Annotated in this window: 16 protein-coding genes; all 16 read right to left on the reverse strand. The window is 64.1% G+C overall.

From position 1 onward, the window contains the following. Positions 1 to 23: 23 nt before the first annotated feature. The 16 genes from GJ654_RS21450 to GJ654_RS10005 all read right to left on the reverse strand — a co-directional run bounded on the left by GJ654_RS21450 (position 24) and on the right by GJ654_RS10005 (position 14,803). Positions 24 to 146: a hypothetical protein gene (locus GJ654_RS21450; protein WP_264586219.1), complete on the reverse strand. Its 123-nt coding sequence runs from the start codon at positions 144 to 146 to the stop codon at positions 24 to 26. A 336-nt stretch (positions 147 to 482) separates the two neighbouring features. Then, positions 483 to 2,054: a hypothetical protein gene (locus tag GJ654_RS09935; protein WP_155446002.1), complete on the reverse strand. Its 1,572-nt coding sequence runs from the start codon at positions 2,052 to 2,054 to the stop codon at positions 483 to 485. Between the two features lie 14 nt (positions 2,055 to 2,068). Continuing rightward, the gene (locus tag GJ654_RS09940) at positions 2,069 to 4,180 is read right to left on the reverse strand and encodes a phage tail protein (RefSeq protein ID WP_155446003.1); all 2,112 of its coding nucleotides are present in this window, start codon (positions 4,178 to 4,180) and stop codon (positions 2,069 to 2,071) included. 3 nt (positions 4,181 to 4,183) lie between these two features. Then, entirely contained in the window at positions 4,184 to 4,639 is a 456-nt protein-coding gene (locus GJ654_RS09945) for an NlpC/P60 family protein (protein ID WP_155446004.1), read from the reverse strand. A 9-nt stretch (positions 4,640 to 4,648) separates the two neighbouring features. Beyond that, entirely contained in the window at positions 4,649 to 5,557 is a 909-nt protein-coding gene (locus GJ654_RS09950; protein ID WP_155446005.1) for a DUF2163 domain-containing protein, read from the reverse strand. Next, the gene (locus GJ654_RS09955) at positions 5,558 to 6,160 is read right to left on the reverse strand and encodes a DUF2460 domain-containing protein (protein WP_264586220.1); all 603 of its coding nucleotides are present in this window, start codon (positions 6,158 to 6,160) and stop codon (positions 5,558 to 5,560) included. It abuts the gene before it with no gap. Further along, positions 6,157 to 8,637 (reverse strand): baseplate megatron protein TIM-barrel domain-containing protein, encoded by a 2,481-nt coding sequence (locus GJ654_RS09960; protein WP_155446006.1) that lies wholly within the window; start codon positions 8,635 to 8,637, stop codon positions 6,157 to 6,159. The genes GJ654_RS09955 and GJ654_RS09960 overlap by 4 nt, the downstream gene beginning before the upstream one ends. A 3-nt stretch (positions 8,638 to 8,640) precedes the next feature. Continuing rightward, positions 8,641 to 9,801 carry a hypothetical protein gene (locus GJ654_RS09965; RefSeq protein ID WP_155446007.1) on the reverse strand — a complete coding sequence of 387 codons (1,161 nt, stop codon included), beginning with the start codon at positions 9,799 to 9,801 and terminating at the stop codon, positions 8,641 to 8,643. 15 nt (positions 9,802 to 9,816) lie between these two features. Then, positions 9,817 to 10,023: a hypothetical protein gene (locus GJ654_RS09970; RefSeq protein WP_155446008.1), complete on the reverse strand. Its 207-nt coding sequence runs from the start codon at positions 10,021 to 10,023 to the stop codon at positions 9,817 to 9,819. Between the two features lie 47 nt (positions 10,024 to 10,070). After that, on the reverse strand, positions 10,071 to 10,451 hold the full coding sequence (locus tag GJ654_RS09975; protein WP_155446009.1) for a hypothetical protein: 381 nt from the start codon (positions 10,449 to 10,451) through the stop codon (positions 10,071 to 10,073). Position 10,452: 1 nt separating this feature from the next. Continuing rightward, the gene (locus GJ654_RS09980; RefSeq protein WP_155446010.1) at positions 10,453 to 11,211 is read right to left on the reverse strand and encodes a hypothetical protein; all 759 of its coding nucleotides are present in this window, start codon (positions 11,209 to 11,211) and stop codon (positions 10,453 to 10,455) included. 25 nt (positions 11,212 to 11,236) lie between these two features. Beyond that, a complete protein-coding gene (locus GJ654_RS09985) occupies positions 11,237 to 11,695 on the reverse strand; it encodes a hypothetical protein (RefSeq protein ID WP_155446011.1) in 459 nt (152 codons plus the stop codon). Further along, positions 11,692 to 12,192 (reverse strand): hypothetical protein, encoded by a 501-nt coding sequence (locus GJ654_RS09990; RefSeq protein ID WP_155446012.1) that lies wholly within the window; start codon positions 12,190 to 12,192, stop codon positions 11,692 to 11,694. Before GJ654_RS09990 ends, GJ654_RS09985 begins: the two co-directional genes overlap by 4 nt. 1 nt (position 12,193) lies before the next feature. Further along, on the reverse strand, positions 12,194 to 13,003 hold the full coding sequence (locus GJ654_RS09995; RefSeq protein ID WP_155446013.1) for a head-tail connector protein: 810 nt from the start codon (positions 13,001 to 13,003) through the stop codon (positions 12,194 to 12,196). Positions 13,004 to 13,005: 2 nt separating this feature from the next. Continuing rightward, positions 13,006 to 13,194, reverse strand: coding sequence for a hypothetical protein (locus GJ654_RS10000; protein ID WP_155446014.1), 189 nt, complete (start codon positions 13,192 to 13,194; stop codon positions 13,006 to 13,008). Positions 13,195 to 13,294: 100 nt separating this feature from the next. Beyond that, positions 13,295 to 14,803 carry a hypothetical protein gene (locus GJ654_RS10005; protein ID WP_155446015.1) on the reverse strand — a complete coding sequence of 503 codons (1,509 nt, stop codon included), beginning with the start codon at positions 14,801 to 14,803 and terminating at the stop codon, positions 13,295 to 13,297. Between the last annotated feature and the right edge of the window lie 11 nt (positions 14,804 to 14,814).

Genomic DNA, 14,814 nt, shown 5'->3' on the forward strand with positions numbered 1-14,814 from the left:
TTTGCCGCGCCGCGCCCGTGCATTCAGAGCGTGGCGGCCAGTGTGAACAGGTCGTCGAGGTCGGCGTCGGTCTTGCTCTTGGCGACGCCAAGGGCGGTGATCAGCGCGTTTGAACGCGCAAGAGTCTGGTTGCCCAGAATCGCCATCTGCGCGGCAAATCGCCGCGCGGCCGGCAGGCTGGCGACGGCTGCGGAAAGGCTCGGCGGAATCGCTTCGACAGCAAGAAGGGCTTTCGCCCTGTCTTCCGTGACAATCCACTCTTGCGCCGCCGGCTGGAAGAACTCTCGACAAGTGACTCGCGCTCGAACGCGCGCGGCTTTCGCGGGTGCTGTCGCCGTCTTGCCGGCGTCAATCCAGGCAAATATCGGCTTGCAAGTCCTTATTCTCCGGATCGACTGGGATGCAGGCTCCGTCTGATAAGATCACCGTCTGTGCGTCATTGGCGAGAGCGGAATTTGTAAGCGAATATGTAAAGCCAACGATCAAATTTCCGCAGCCGCGGTAAAGTGCATTTTGGCGACATCATGCGCCTGGAATGACACACCACCCAACGTGATGCTCGCGTTGAGCTGATTGATGGTCACGACATTGGCTGCAACCGATGACGCAGCGTTTTGCAGATAGACCGACGCTGTCGCGCCCGTGTGGGCATTGTACAGCGTGACCGATGGCGCCGCGCGCATCGGAGCGGGAAACGCGATGTTGATCGATGCGTTACTCGCGGCGTCCGAAGTTGGGCCATTGGCCAGGACGATGGCGCTCGCGTCCTGCGACGCCGTTCCTGGCGCAGTCCCCGAAAGATAGGATGAAACGAAATAACGCTGGCACATCGCCATCTCGACGCTTATCGGCCGACGCTCGAACAGCGTCACGACGGTTCCTGGTTCGAATTGCGGCCTCAAAATCGTTCCTGTCGAAAACTCGACGTTGGTCTGGCTGGCCGCATTCAGTCCCGTCGAGACGAAGGGCGCGCTGGCGTAACTGCCCGAGCCCGAATAACCTGCGCCTTGCCAGACGCGGGCCTGGGCCGTCCCCGCGTGCGACAGGGCGTAGGCGCCACCCTCAACCAGAGACGCCTCGACCGGCAGGATCAGCGAGCCCGACGTCACAGTGATCGTCGTGTCGAGCCCGCTTGTGGAGAACGTGTACGTGCCGCCGCTCGCGCCCGCCTTGACGCCGTCGTGACCATAGGCGCCGGCGGCCAGCGTCACCGTCCCCGAGACGGCGCGCTGGTTGATGGCGAAGCTGGCGTTGCGGAGACGATTGCGGAAGCCGGCGGGCGCGCCCGCGGCTATGCCTTGCGGGAAGGTCGGCTGGCCCGTGGCGGCGTTGACCACGAAGGCTTCCGTCCATGTCGATCCGTTCGCCGAAACTTTTATGTGGAGATTGTCGTCGCCGGCGAGGCCGATCTGCGCGCGCCCTGAAAAGCCGTCCTGGAACAGAATGGAGGCGGTGTTGGCGACGGCCGATTTGTTGATCGTGAGGTTGAAGCTGGTTCCGTTGAACAATGCGGAAGCGCCATAGACCGACAGCGGGTTGGTCGCATCGGCCGGGGTTCCGACGCCGATTGCCGGAAGGCTGGACGCCGCGCGAGACACGAGCGTCCATTTCGTCCCTCCGTTGCTTTGCAGCAGGACGAACCCGTACGGCGAATTGATGGCGATGGAAGCGGCGCCGTCGATCCTGTCGGAGCCGCTGGCTGCGATGGTCGCCGTGATCGTCGACGAAGCAGCGCCGCTTTCGTCGAAGATCCCGAGCGTGACGCCGGTCGGAAAGCTCGCCGCAGATGGCAGCGTCAGTGTCCGCGCCGCCGTCAGCGCGGAGACGCCAATCATCCGATCCGTCGTGAGAATGGTGTAATTCACGTCGGTCACGGTCGAGCGCGCGGCCAGGATCACCTCGGACAATTTCGCCACGGGCCAACCGCCCGGAGTCGCGCCATCGTGGACGGTGAGGCGGTTGTTTGTGGTGTCGACGATCAGTTCGCCCTGCGCGCCGGTGAAGGCGGCGACATTCGCCGCCGTGTCGCGGCGGCGCTTCAATTGAACGGACATCTGGTTTTCCTGAATCAGTTGGAAAGCGAACCGAGATCGATGATAGCGGTGACCTGCGAGGAAAGGTCGCCGAAGTCGTCTGTCTCGGCGACAGGCTGGACGACCAGTCCGAAGTCCAGGGGCGCGCCGATCGCCAGACTGGCCGTGACGGGACCGACCGCGCCGACGCCGTCAATCTTGTGGCTGTAGGCGACGCAGGTGGACAGGTCCTGAAGGCCGCCCCCAAAAATGTTGTAGCTCTGGAACTTCAGGTAAACGGTTTTCCCGATCTGCGCCGTCGACAGGTCATAGCGCAGGATCGCGGAATCCAGCGCGCAGAACGTGGAGCCGGCGGCGTGCGCGCCCGCCGGGAGCGTCGCGAGACCGCGGTAGAGCCCGGCGAGCCGGAACCGATCGGGGCCTGTGAGCGTCGCCGTGGTGAAGCTGAGATATTCGCCATCGACATAGCAGAGCGTGACCCCTGCTTCGGCGGCGATCGCGGAAACCGAGTCCAGGACCCCGGCGCTTTGCGAGAGATCGACGTTGAGCAGATTGACGGCGTCGGGGTTCGCCCCGCTGTAGACCGGTAAGGGCGTGGCGAGCACGCCCTGCGAGGCCGGAGACGCGATGGTGGCGACGCGAAGATAGGAGGCGCCGTCGAGCGACGCCCAGACGTAACATCCACCCCAGTTCGAATCGCCGGCCTGACCGCTCGCGCCGATCCACAACTGCGTGACGCCGTCGGTGAGGCTCGGCGGCGGCTCAATGATGAGCGGCGTGTTGACGGGTGGCGCGGCCGCATTGGCGTCAGGCGCGCCGTTGGTCCGACTTTGGGTCGGGTAGCGCGTCGCCGTGGCGACGCCTTGCGGGAATTCTTCGGCGGTGATCGAGAGCGCGCCTTCAGAATCCTCTTCGATCTCGACGATCCGCACCACGGTTGCATTCAGCCCGAGAGCCGTGTCGGTCAGCGTGACGATATCCATGGGTTCGAGGAGGCAGAACTCCATGGACAGCTTGAAGCTGAATGTATTGCGAATGTAGAGCCCGCGTTGCAGGATCAATTGCGCCGACGTCTGCGCCGACAGCGTATCGCAGATTTCGTGCGCGGCGATGGTCGAGCCGATGCGTCGACCGTAGCGGTTGATGGCGCCCTGGTCGAAGGCGACAATGGGACCGGTGTTGTACGAATCCGAGCGCGCCTGGATTTCGATGGCCTGCTGATTGTAGGTGGCGTAGGGGTCCGAGCGCGTGATCTTGACGGGGTCTTCGCCTTCAATGTTCAGGAAATCCTCGTCATCGAGGTCGTAGATCGGGACGAGGTTCGGCGTCCAGGTTTTCTGCAAATCGGCGGAGCCGCCGGTGACGGGACTGTCGCCGTAAGGGATGATCTTCAGCAAGCCGCCCGACCACACGGCGGTCGAATTGGTGAGCTTTAGCCAGCGCGTTAGGATGGAAGACGCGGTCTCCGGCATGTTGAGGACCGGACTGATGGCGAGATAATTGGCCCAGCAATAGGTCTGGTAGGAGCTGTCGCCCGAATTCGCGTAAAGCGACGTCGCGTCGATGGAGGAGGCGGGGAAGCCCACGCCATATTGTGGATTGGTGAGGAAATCCGAAATGACCTGCGCAGGATCTGCGTCGACGCCATTGACGCCGGCGCCGTAGAGAACGCCATGGACCTCGAAATTGTTGTCGCCGATGCTCGCCGAGGCGCCGAGATTGTAGTTGGCGCTGGCGACATAGGCGACACCGGGATAGTTCAGGGCCTGGCTCGGAAACGCCGTCGCGAGATAGGACCAGATATCCTGGGGAGACGCGCCCTTGAACAGACTGAGCCCGAGCGCGACCAGATTTGTCGTCGTGCTGGAGGTCTGCCAGACTTGGCCTATGCCGGTGATCGGCCCCTCGCATATGCCCATCATGATCGAACAGGCGTAATTGTAGCCGGTCGTTCCGCCTTTGCCGCCGCCCTTGCCGCGGGCGCGTTGCGCGATGGCCTTGAAGTTTTCGTACCAGAAGCAGTTCGGCGCGAGCACATTGGCGCCGTAAACGATCGGAACGGGCACGCAACTGGATGTCGTCTGGACCTGCAGGCCAGAATATTTGGTGATCTGGGTGTTGACGTTTCCAGCGCCGAGAAAGCCCATCGGCTAAACCTCCGGTTGGGGCCAGATCGAGAACCAAGCGAGCTTGCGCCGGGGATCGGTCAGGACGGGATTTTGCGACAGCCGCTCCTCCACGACGCAACCGGCGTCGTGATAGGCGTGGATGATCGAGAGTGGATCGGCCTCGGTCACGATTCCGCCATGCGAATAGCTGCGGCCGTAGCGGAACAGGACGATGTCGCCTGGCTGCGGGTCTTGAACGCGCCTACAGCGGCGGTTGAAGAAATCGAGATATTTTTCTTCGTTGCGGTGGATCATCCAGTCAGGCGCGTAGGGACGCGGATCAAAGGGCGGCGTGAGGCCGAGATCGACGAAAACGCGCACGATGAACATGCCGCAATCTACCCCGACGCCGCGAATGTCGGCGGCGTGGCGATAGGGGGTGAGCAGCCATTTGCGCGCCTCGGCGACGACACTCTGGCGTTCCTGCACATCGGACATGTCCGCCTCCTATTTGCCGCCCTTGGCGCTGCCGGTGGTGACCGACGAGAGCGGTCCCGTGACGATCTGCGGCGGCGGCACATAGGGAAAGCCCCTGAACTTGCAGAGATTGTTGAAACGGTCCTTGCAGGTCCCCATGGTGCGGTCGCAGCCGTAAGTGGCGACGAAGGCGTCGCCGGCCGCAGGCGGATAAGGCAGCGGATAAGACAGGACCAGGCGGCCTTCGCCAGCGGACTTGATCGTCAGATTGGCGCCCGTGTTGACGCCGGAAGTGAAGGCGACGGTTCCCTGCTGGTATTCCGGCGCGGAGGCGCTCCACATGATGGCGGTCTGCGTCGATCCAGCGCCCACCGCGCCCGCCGTCGAATAGGTTCCCGCCGCCAGGCCGCATTGCGCATCGTAGAGGACATGCTGGCAGTCGGCCTGGTAGACGTTGCGGGGCATATCGATGTCCAGCAACACCATGTCGGAGGCGACGGTGACCTGCGCGCTGACGCGGCCAATCGAGTCGATCTGGGCGACGCGGCCCTTGAACAGGATGACGGAGCCGATCGGCGTGCTCCAGTCGCTGAAAAAGACCTTTTCGCGCTGGATCGCCGCGCCGTCGAGCAAGCCCTGCTGGACCGCCTGAAGGAACGGAATTCCGCCGATGGTGTCGGTGGGTCGGGCAAAAATCATCACCTGCTGGCTGTCGACGTTGACGCCGCAACTCGCCATGTATTTCAGGCCGGAGATCAGGACCGAGTTGGCGAGATAGGTAAAACCGTTCAGCGAAACAGGCGTGTCGAGATCGGTGTAAGTCAGGATCGTTCCTGTCGACAGCCAGATCGTAAAACATTCGGCGGTGAGCAGCGGGGCGTCCGATGTCGGACGCAAGCCGTTGAGGTAGGCGATGAGGGCGGCGGGAGCGGATTTCATTCAGCGCACCTGACGAAATTTCAAACCGCCGATCGTCCACAGACCGGAGGCGAAGTTTTCGAATTCGGCCTGGTCGTCCAGGAACCGGCACTGGAAGGCATAAGCGAAGCTTGCAGCGATGATTGCGCCGCTCGCGGGAGCCGTCGTGAAGTCGATGAGGTTCGGCGCCGTGGACGTGTAGGAGGAGGTGGCCGCGCCCGCGACCTTGATGGTGGCGATGGACGTGACATAGCTCGCCGGCTCGTAATAGCCGCCGATCGACCGACCGAGCACGAAACGTGTGGTGGCGCCGTCGCCGGTGGCGATGGCCTGGGCAGTGACCGCGTTGTCAGTCGGATCGACATAGAGAAACGTACCCTGCTGACCGCCGCAGGACATCCAAAAGCCCATAAGAGTTTGCAGGGATTTGGCTTGCAGGCTGACGTTAGCGCCGCTGGAGTCCAGCGCATCGAAGCAGAGCTCGAACTGGTAGAGCGCGTGGGCGTAAAAGGACGCGCGCACTTCGCGTCCCGAAGTATGCGAGGCGACGCGAGTCGAAAATGTCGGCGTCTTCTTAACGCTCCACCCCTGACCGGGGAGGGTTGGGAAGATGGGAGGGCTCACGCGCGCACCGTTTCAAGTTTGAGGTTTTTTGTTTCCCAGAGATCCGCCATGAACTGTTCGAGCTCCACGGCGTCATCGACGAAGCGCGCGAGATGTGCGGCGGTGAAATCCGCTGTCACCACGGCGCCGGCCGAGGGGGCGACAACGAAGGTGAGCGTCGCCGGCAGAATCGACACGGCATAGGCGCTTACGGGCTGCGCCACGCCGTCGATGTATACGGTCGGCGAACCGATCAGCGCTTGGACGGTTTCGGTGAAGCCGCCGAAGACCCGCATCAGGACGAAGGATTTGGTCTCTCCGTCGCCGGCGCCGACCGGGGCGCTCGTGACCTGCCCGAGGTCTTGGGGCGGGGCGAACAGGAATGCCTGCGCTTGGCCGACGTGGGCGGCGACAAAGGCGATGACCGCTTGCAACTCGGCGTTTAAAGCATCGCCGCGCAGGAGATCGAAATTCAGCTCGATGTCATACAGCGGGGCGATACGCCGGGCGGCGCGAAGTTCCCGGCCCGTCACATGGGTGTGAATGCGGGTGACGAAATACGGTTTGTATTTCGCGCTCCAGCCCTTCTCGTTGAGAATTGGAAAGGCGACATGGTTTTTCGCCACGGGCGGAGCGTCAGGCGTTGGCGGCGCGGCGGACGGTCCCTTGCCTGCAATCCAGTTGCCTGTCGCCCAATTGCCGCCGTCGCCCCAGACGTCCGTATCGAGCGGAAAGATCGGGAAGGGACGCGCGTCCCAGTTCCAGGCGCAGCAGAACGACGTGAGGAGCATCGGGACGCCGGTGGAAGAGGTTGCGTTGTGGGCGGTCCAGTAATCGTGCACGGTTTGCAAGGCGAGATCCGCGAGCGCGTCGTCGCGCAGGGGCTTCCAGCCCATGCCGATCGATCCCGTCCACAGCGACCAAGACGGCGTCGCGCTTTCGCTCGATTTTGCGTCATAGAAAACGTTCGGCTGGTTGGTGCAGCGATCCACGCTGGCAAAACCATATTCGGCGAAGACGATTGGCTTTGACTGGGGGACCCAGGCCGTATCAGGGCCGTGCGGGCTCCAGCCGGTTCCATCGCCATTGTCGTAGATGGCGCGATGCGTGTTGTTCCACCACCAGCGCAGGCCTTTTCGCATGAGCAATTGCTGATTGGCCGCGAAGGGACGACGTGTTTGCGTGAGGCGATCGCCGAGCGGACGCGTGCAGCGCTGGTCGGTGCCGAGCGGGTCTAGGCCGAGGCCGTCCGTGTCGCTGCTGTAGTAAAACCAGTTGTAGCCCTCACCGCCCTCGATATTGGCGGCGAGATAATTGGCGTTGCGCAGGGTTGGCTGGCCGGGCAGGCCGAGGCCGTTCATTTCCGTGGGCGCTGGCGGCCAGGTCTTGGGCGCGGGGGCGCTCCAGTTGTGGCAGTCGAGGCCGCCGTCGCCCAGCGTCCAGTCGGAGAGCGGCATGTAATTGTCGAGAGCGACGAGGTCGATGTTTTGGGACGCGAACAATTGGTCGAGATGCGGCCATTGACCGTCGGCGCCGGGGTGCTGCCAGCCGTTCCAGGTTGACCAGTCCGGGGAATAGGCGATCAGGTTCTTGTAGTTGCTGACGTCGCGCGCGAAGCCCGCGCTGTCGAATATGCCGCGCACGTCGGCCGCGAGCTGGCTCAGGCCGGCGACGAACGGATAATCCCATTGCGCGCGACCGTTGGCGTCGGTGCTTCCGGCGCGCGTCCAGTTTGGCCCGCGCAAGATTTCGAGGCCGCGCAATTCCGAGCCGAGCAAGAAGAGATCGACGCCGCCCGCGACTGCGCAAAGGTTGGCGTAGTGCAGGATGAAGCGGCGATAGGTGAAGTCGGTCGGCGAGCCGGTGTAGGCGACGGTGAGGTTTGTGGCGTCGCGCGCGAATTGCGCGGGCGTTGCCGCGCCGAGGAATTTTTGCACGGCCTGCGTTGTCGCCGCGGTGAGATCGGTGGCGAATCCAATGCGGCCGCGCCAGGGTTTTCCCGGCGCATCCATCAGGATGAAGGGGTAGAACACGACGCGATAGCCCCTCGCGCGCAAATCGCGGATGCAGCGAACCACGCTTTGATCGGAGGGCGTGCCGCCATAGACGGCGGCGCCATTTTCGGCCGAGATCGGAATGAGACCAGACGAGGTTTGCGTCAGGCTGGAAACCTGCCAGTTCGAGGCGGTCCAGGCATTGTTGACAAACGACTGGAAGGCGCCGCCGACGTAGTTGGTCGCAGGATAAATTTTGCAGGCCGCGGCGTCCGTGGAATCGCCGAACCAGGCGCAGACCAGGGCCACCGTCTGGCATTCCGGATGCGCCGCCGCGAGTTGGTCCAGCGCGTAGGAATAGTCCGATTTCGTCCCGCCGGGGACGCAGTAAGTGTTGACAGGCGAATAGGCGCTCGCCTCGGATTTCTTGCCCTGCGCCGGCAGCGTGTCGTAGGTGAACTCGCCCGAGGCCGGGAGCAGGCAGACACCGAAAATCTGCGCCATGGCTCAGCGGGCCAAACGACGGAGGCCGAGGTGGTCGCCCTTGCGCACGGCCTGATCCATGGCTTTCATGATCTGCCGAGAATTGGCGCCGAGCCAGTTCTTGACCGAGCTGGCGTCGAGGGCGCTGACATTGAGATGGACGCTACTCGCCCCGCCTTGCGGCGCGCCGCCGCCGCCGGCCTGGCTGGACAGCATCGAGCGGAAAGCGCTCGCCTCGGCGGCGGGCATGACAAGTTCGTTCTGGTGGACCATGGCCAGTTGGTCATGCGGGATCGACCAGGCGCCGATATCGAAGGCGGCGACCGACATGACCGCGCCCTGGGCGGCGGCCGCCGGCCCGGCGGCGGCGGGACCCATGATCGGCGACAGGAAGCCGAACACGCCCGCAAAAGTCTCCGAGGCGGACGCGATGATGCTGCGCAGCACCGACGAAAAAATCGTCGCCTGTCCCGCCGCCGCCTCGCCGGCGGAAATGCCGGAGCGCGCGGCGGCGCCCGCGCTGGCCGCGGCCGTCTTCTGGCCTTCGGCGGCGATAGATAGCACCGCCATGGCGAGCTGCTTCTTCGCCCAGTCCGCGACGATGTCCACGCCCATCTTGACGAACTGGTTGACCAATGCCGTCGTGACCGCGCGCATCGCCTGCTGCAAATTCTTCGCGCCCGTGATCATGCCGGCGAGCGAGGACGACATCGACGAGGACATCGCGTCGATCATATGATTCCACGGGCCGACGATTTGCTGGACCGATTGCAGCATCAGGCGCTGGCTGTTCGCCGCATATTGCTGGTCGAGCAGCATCATGCGGCTGAGCACCGCCTGGCGCTGCGGCAGACGCAGATTGTCGATCTGCAACTCCTTCTGCAGCAGGGCGCGCTCGGCGGCATATTCGGAGTCGAGCGCCGCCTGGGTCGCGGCGACGCGCTCGCCGCCGCTCATGATCTTCAGTTTGGTCAGCTCTCTGTAGAGCGCCTCCTTTTGGCTGAGCCCGGCCCGCTCCGCCGCGATCTCGCCGTTGATCGCCACAAGGCTGGCGCGGGCGATTTCCTGGTGGGACGTGTTGGCGACCGAGGGCAACTGCTGGAGGGCGGCCGAAACGCGCGCGACGCCGCCGAGGAAGCCCGAGACGTCGGCGCCGAAGGAGATCGAAACATTTGAATCGGCCATGGGTCACCCGAAGTTTTAGAAACGGCCGGAGGGAAACAGGGCGCGCAAGGCGCCTAAATCCTTCTCCGGCTGCTTTTGTGGGCGCCAGACGCCCATGCCGACGGCGATCATCACCAGCAGCGCCGGCGTTGGCGGATTTTCGCGCCAATAGGCGTGACGAGCGAAAACGCGCGCGAAAGTGAGTTCGTCTTCCAGCGCGTCGGTCCAGGCTTCGCCGGACATCTGGCAGTAATGGGCGACGATCCGGTCGAAATCCGGCGCGCCCTCGCCTACTCCCCCGGCGTTGCGGTTTCGCCTGGCGTGAACAGGCCGGTCTGCTTCGCGATGATCGCGAGGGCGCCGGCGAGGTCCGAAAAACCCGCTTCGAGATCGAGCAGGTCTTCACGGGTGAAATCGGGATGGGCGCGCGACAGGCCGGCGTGAACGACGTCGATCATCAGGTCGAAATCGTCCTGTTCCATTTGCGCCGCCGCGAGAGGATCGCCGGCGCCGATGCGCGCCTGGATGGCGTTCAGCCGCGGCAACAGTTTCAGCAGGCCGGGCACGACCACGCGCGCCTGGCGCAAGGACAGCGCGGGAATGAAGAATTCCCGGCCGCCCAGGGCCGCAACCGGGGCCTTGGCGCAATCTATCTTGGGATCAATTCGCATGTCAGATCGCCGTGTTGATTTCGCCGAGATTGTTCGCCGCATTGGCGAAGGCTTCGAAGTCCAACTCGGGGATGCCGAAATCCTGGATCTTGGTGGCGACCGTCAACTTGGTCGAGACGCAATTATAGAGGCGCAACGACCATTGCCCCGCCGTGGTGTTGGCGTTGGTCTGATAGAAATCGATCTGGAACGTCGGCGCGGCCCCCATCAACTTGTTGGACAGCACCGCGCGCGTGCCGGAGCCGGAAGCCGTCTGCGTATAGGAATAGGAGACCAGAATGGCCTTGCCGGAATCGCCCGAGTTGAACGTGTAGACGCCGGCGGAAAGGGTGTACTGGCCGACGGCCGGCGCGGTGGCGACGCGGGTGAGGGCGAGGCCGCTCGACGCATAGACAACGCCGAGATCGGCGTCGAAGGCGGCGGCGTTGGCCGTTGCATAGGTGTAAGGCGAGGAGGAGGCGACCGCGCCGGCCTCGTTATAGGCCCACAATTTTTGGCCCGTCGCCAGCGTCTGTCCGAAGAAACAGGAATTGTAGAGCGGGCCGTCTATATTCGCGAATTTCGCCTTGCCAGTGATCTTGCCCTCGCCGCGCGCGAAGGCGATGGGGAACTGGTATTGGCCGAAAAGTTGTTTCGACGAAAAGCTGAAATCGAGCGTAACGTCCTGGAGCGCGCCGAACTGCACCGGCGTCGCGTTGGCGCCCGACGGCGTGGCGATGAGAACGCCCGAGCCGAAAGCGACGGAAGTTGTGCTTGGCATGAAACATTGCTCCTTGTGATGGCGCTTACGGCGCGAGGATTTTGAGCGGGACCATCGCGAGGCCCTGTCCGTCGAGGTCGCCGGGGTCCTTCACGATGCGACCCTCGATGCGGCAGTGATAGACGAGGCCGCCAAGGGTCTGGCGGTCCAAGCCGGGGGGCGGCGCGAGCGCCTCTTCCAGCGCGTCGAGCGCGATGTTGAGATCGCGCGCGGGAATGGCTTGCGGGTCCTGGCCTGCCGAAATGTAGACAAACAGATCGACGTTGAGCGTGGTCTTGCCCGGCAGGCTTTCAGAAAAGAAGGCGACGTTTTCCGCGTGCTCGGTGACGAACAGCGCGGGCTGGTCGGCGGCGGACACATCGCTCCACAACTTCAGGCGACGCGACAGCGTCGCCCATGTGTCGTTGGCGTTGATCGGCGCCGAAAACCGGGCTTGCGCCAGTTGCGCGAACAGAGCTTCCATGATGGTTTCGCGCGCGTTCATGAACCGTCCTTTGCTCGGCTCGCGGCCTCGGCGATAGCGTCGGCGATGGCCTGCTGGATATCGGCGCTCTTGTCCGCGAGCGCGGAGCGCAGGTAGGAGCGTTCGGGGATTTGCGATCCCGGATGGTTGACGCGGCGTGCAAAAGCCTGCTTGCCGTTGAACATGAAGGCGAGGGCTTTCGCCTTGTCCGGGATGATCTCGTGGGCGGCGGTCTTGCCGCCATATTCGTGGATCGCGTCATAGGGCGCGCTGCCGTCGCTGGCGATTTCGACGGAGAGCGCATTGTCCTGGTCGGCGCGGCGCAACTGGATGGAATTGCGCAGGACGCCGCTGCGCGTGTTGAGCGCTCCGCCGCTCAAGTTTACGCCGACGACCTGCGCGTAAATGTCCTGCGCCAGCGCGTCCATCTTTTCCGCGAGCGCGACGCGCAGGTCGTCGGGAAGCGCGGCCAGACTGGCGGACAGTTCGGCGGCGCCTTCGAGGCTGAAGTCCAGCATGTCAGTTCGAGATGATGCGGCCGAAGCTGCGCAGGCTTTGCTGCACGTAATCCGGCATGGCGGTGATGCGATAGGCGGCGGTTTCCTGGCCGCCGAGGCTTTTTGAGACCATGCCGATCCGGTCGCGGTGACGGTAGCGGTCGGCCGCCCATTCAAGGGCGCAGGAGGCGAGGTCGTTGGGTACGTAGCCGTAGTTCAGGAGGACGTGCGCGCCGGCGTCCGCAGGTGCAAAAATATAATCGCCGAAGGCGTCGACGGCATATTGGCCCTGGGCCGGATTGGCTGCGACCGGCGTGAGGGCTGAGCCCGACGCGTAGGCGACGCCGCAATCGACCGCGAAGGGACCGTAGGGCTGCGCGGCGGAGATCCGCGGGGGGGCGACCGGAACTGTTCGCGGCTCATTGCTGATCTGGTAGCCGGCGCGGTAGGCGACGGTCACATTTTGCCAGCCGCGCGGAAACACGCCGCTGCGCAGCATGATCATCTGCATGGCGCCGGGCGGCTCGTCGTCGCCGGGTTCGAGCAGCCAGCCGAAGCCGCGGCCATCGGTCGACTGGGGGATCGCCTGTCCGTCGATGCTCACCGAGGCGACGGAGACCACGGGCCAGTTGCGCAACTGGATGCGGTTGCGGCCGTTGCCATCGAAAATGTCGGTGACGTCGCGCGGCCAGAGGAAGGCGCGATTGAGCCAGGTGCAAATCGCCCGGCTGATCTGGCTGATCATGCTGGACAACAAAATGTCGTCGGCGCTGGACTGGACGCCGAGATGAGCTTTGAGCGCGCTCAGGGAAACAAGATCGCCTCGCGCCATGGTCAATCCGCTTTCCGTTTGGTCTTGGTTTGCGGCGACGGCGGTTCGGCGGCGGGCGCCGGGACACAGCCGTGGGCGAGGAGATCGCCCGCGAGAACTTCGTCCGCGTCGAAATAGCCTTGGGCGTCGGGAATGATTTCCTCGCCCGCGCAGGAGAGCGCGGCGACCCCGGGGGGAGCCTGAAACTTCATTGGGGATTTGTCCTATGAAAGGCGGCGGGGCGAGGGCCCTCGCCCTTCGAGAAGGCCCTTCGGGCCTCCTCAGGGTGAGGGCCAGAGGTGATGCGAAGGGTCAGCCGTTGCCGATATTGGTGATCACCGACATGGACGGCGGGAAATAGTGCTGGAGCACTTCGTCGGCATAAACCCCGTATTCGTAGCGGCGGGCGCGCAGCGGCCACTCAATCTGATAATAATCCTGGCGGGTGCGCATCTGGATGACATTGCCGACATTGGCCAGCGGATAAGGCAGCTGGCGCGTAAGGAACAGCATGGTGCCCGCGGGCATGTTGGGGTGGATCTTGATGTCGAGCGACTTGGCGCCGGCCATCGAATATTTGTTCTTGTAGGTCGTCGCCATCACGCCGCCGGCGAAGGCGTCGTTGCGCGCGTCGAACAGGAAGCGCTGCGCGGCGTTGGAGCCGGCCGACAGCACCTTTTTCGAGATGTTCATCGCTTCCTGAGAGGAGACCCAGACCTCGTCCGGCGACAGGCGGTAATTGTCCCAGTTGGCCTTGAGCACGTTCTCGATTTCGACAATGCCGCCGGCGCCGTCCGCTGTCAGCGGCGTGCCGGCTCCGGCGACGCCATCGGGTTGAGTGACGATCAGCGAACCGGAGCCCGAGTTGAAGGCTTGGGTGAGCAGGCCGTCGAAGGCCAGCGCGTTGACTGACCAGTCGGCGGCCGGCAGCGAGGCCGCCGTCTGCGCTCCCGTCGCGGTCGCGGTGATCACCACGGAATTGATGGTGGTGATGGCGGCGAGCACTTCGGAACCCGCCGCGCCCCAGAACCAGGCGTAGCCGGCCGCGCCGGATTTGACCGTGACGGAGGCGGTGACGGCGCCAGTGGGGCCAGTCACGCTGACGGTGGCGTTGGTCGATTTCCGCGCCGCGCCGCCGCCGAAGGAGTCGGAACTGCCGTCCGCGTTGGTGCGGGTGATCGAGGCCTGAATCCCGGAGCTGACGGACGCGTTGATGAGGCCTTCGTGGGACAGGGCCACGGCGATCACCGAGAGGGTCGAGGTTGCGAGCGAGCCTCCGGTGGTCGAGGCGGCGAGCGTCGGGGTTGCAGTCGTTCCCAGCGCCATGGAGCCGTTGCCGCCTAGGATCATCGCCTCTTCGCCAATCATCAGGGCTTCGAGGCCGGTCTGGGCGGAAAGCGCGCGGAGGTCGTCAAAACCCTGGCCGGCGTATTGGGCCTCGAAGTCCACGCTGGTTTCGATGCCGAGGCCCTTGTAGTTGGCGACATATTCCTTGGTGGTCATGGCGGCGACGCCTCCGCGGTTGCCGCCGGACACACCGATGCGCAGGCCGGAGGAATTGACCGAGGTGATGGCGCGCCAGGCGGCCTGCACGCCGCCCTTGCCGGACACGCGCGGGATGGAGTTGCGCAGCGGCGTCAGCACCGGGAACAGCAGTTTGGCGCCGGCTTCAAGGTCGTAATAGGTGAGGCCGGTGGTCGCCGAGGCGCTCTCGGCGAAGGTGGATTTTTCCAGGCTGGCGAAGCGCGGGTCGTTGAGCGGATTCATCTGCGACTTCCGGATCGCTTCCTTCAATTCGAGCGCATTCTGAACTGCGGTCATGGACTTGCTTT

It is taken from the genome of Rhodoblastus acidophilus, assembly GCF_009720655.1.
Taxonomy (GTDB): Bacteria; Pseudomonadota; Alphaproteobacteria; order Rhizobiales; family Beijerinckiaceae; genus Rhodoblastus; species Rhodoblastus acidophilus_A.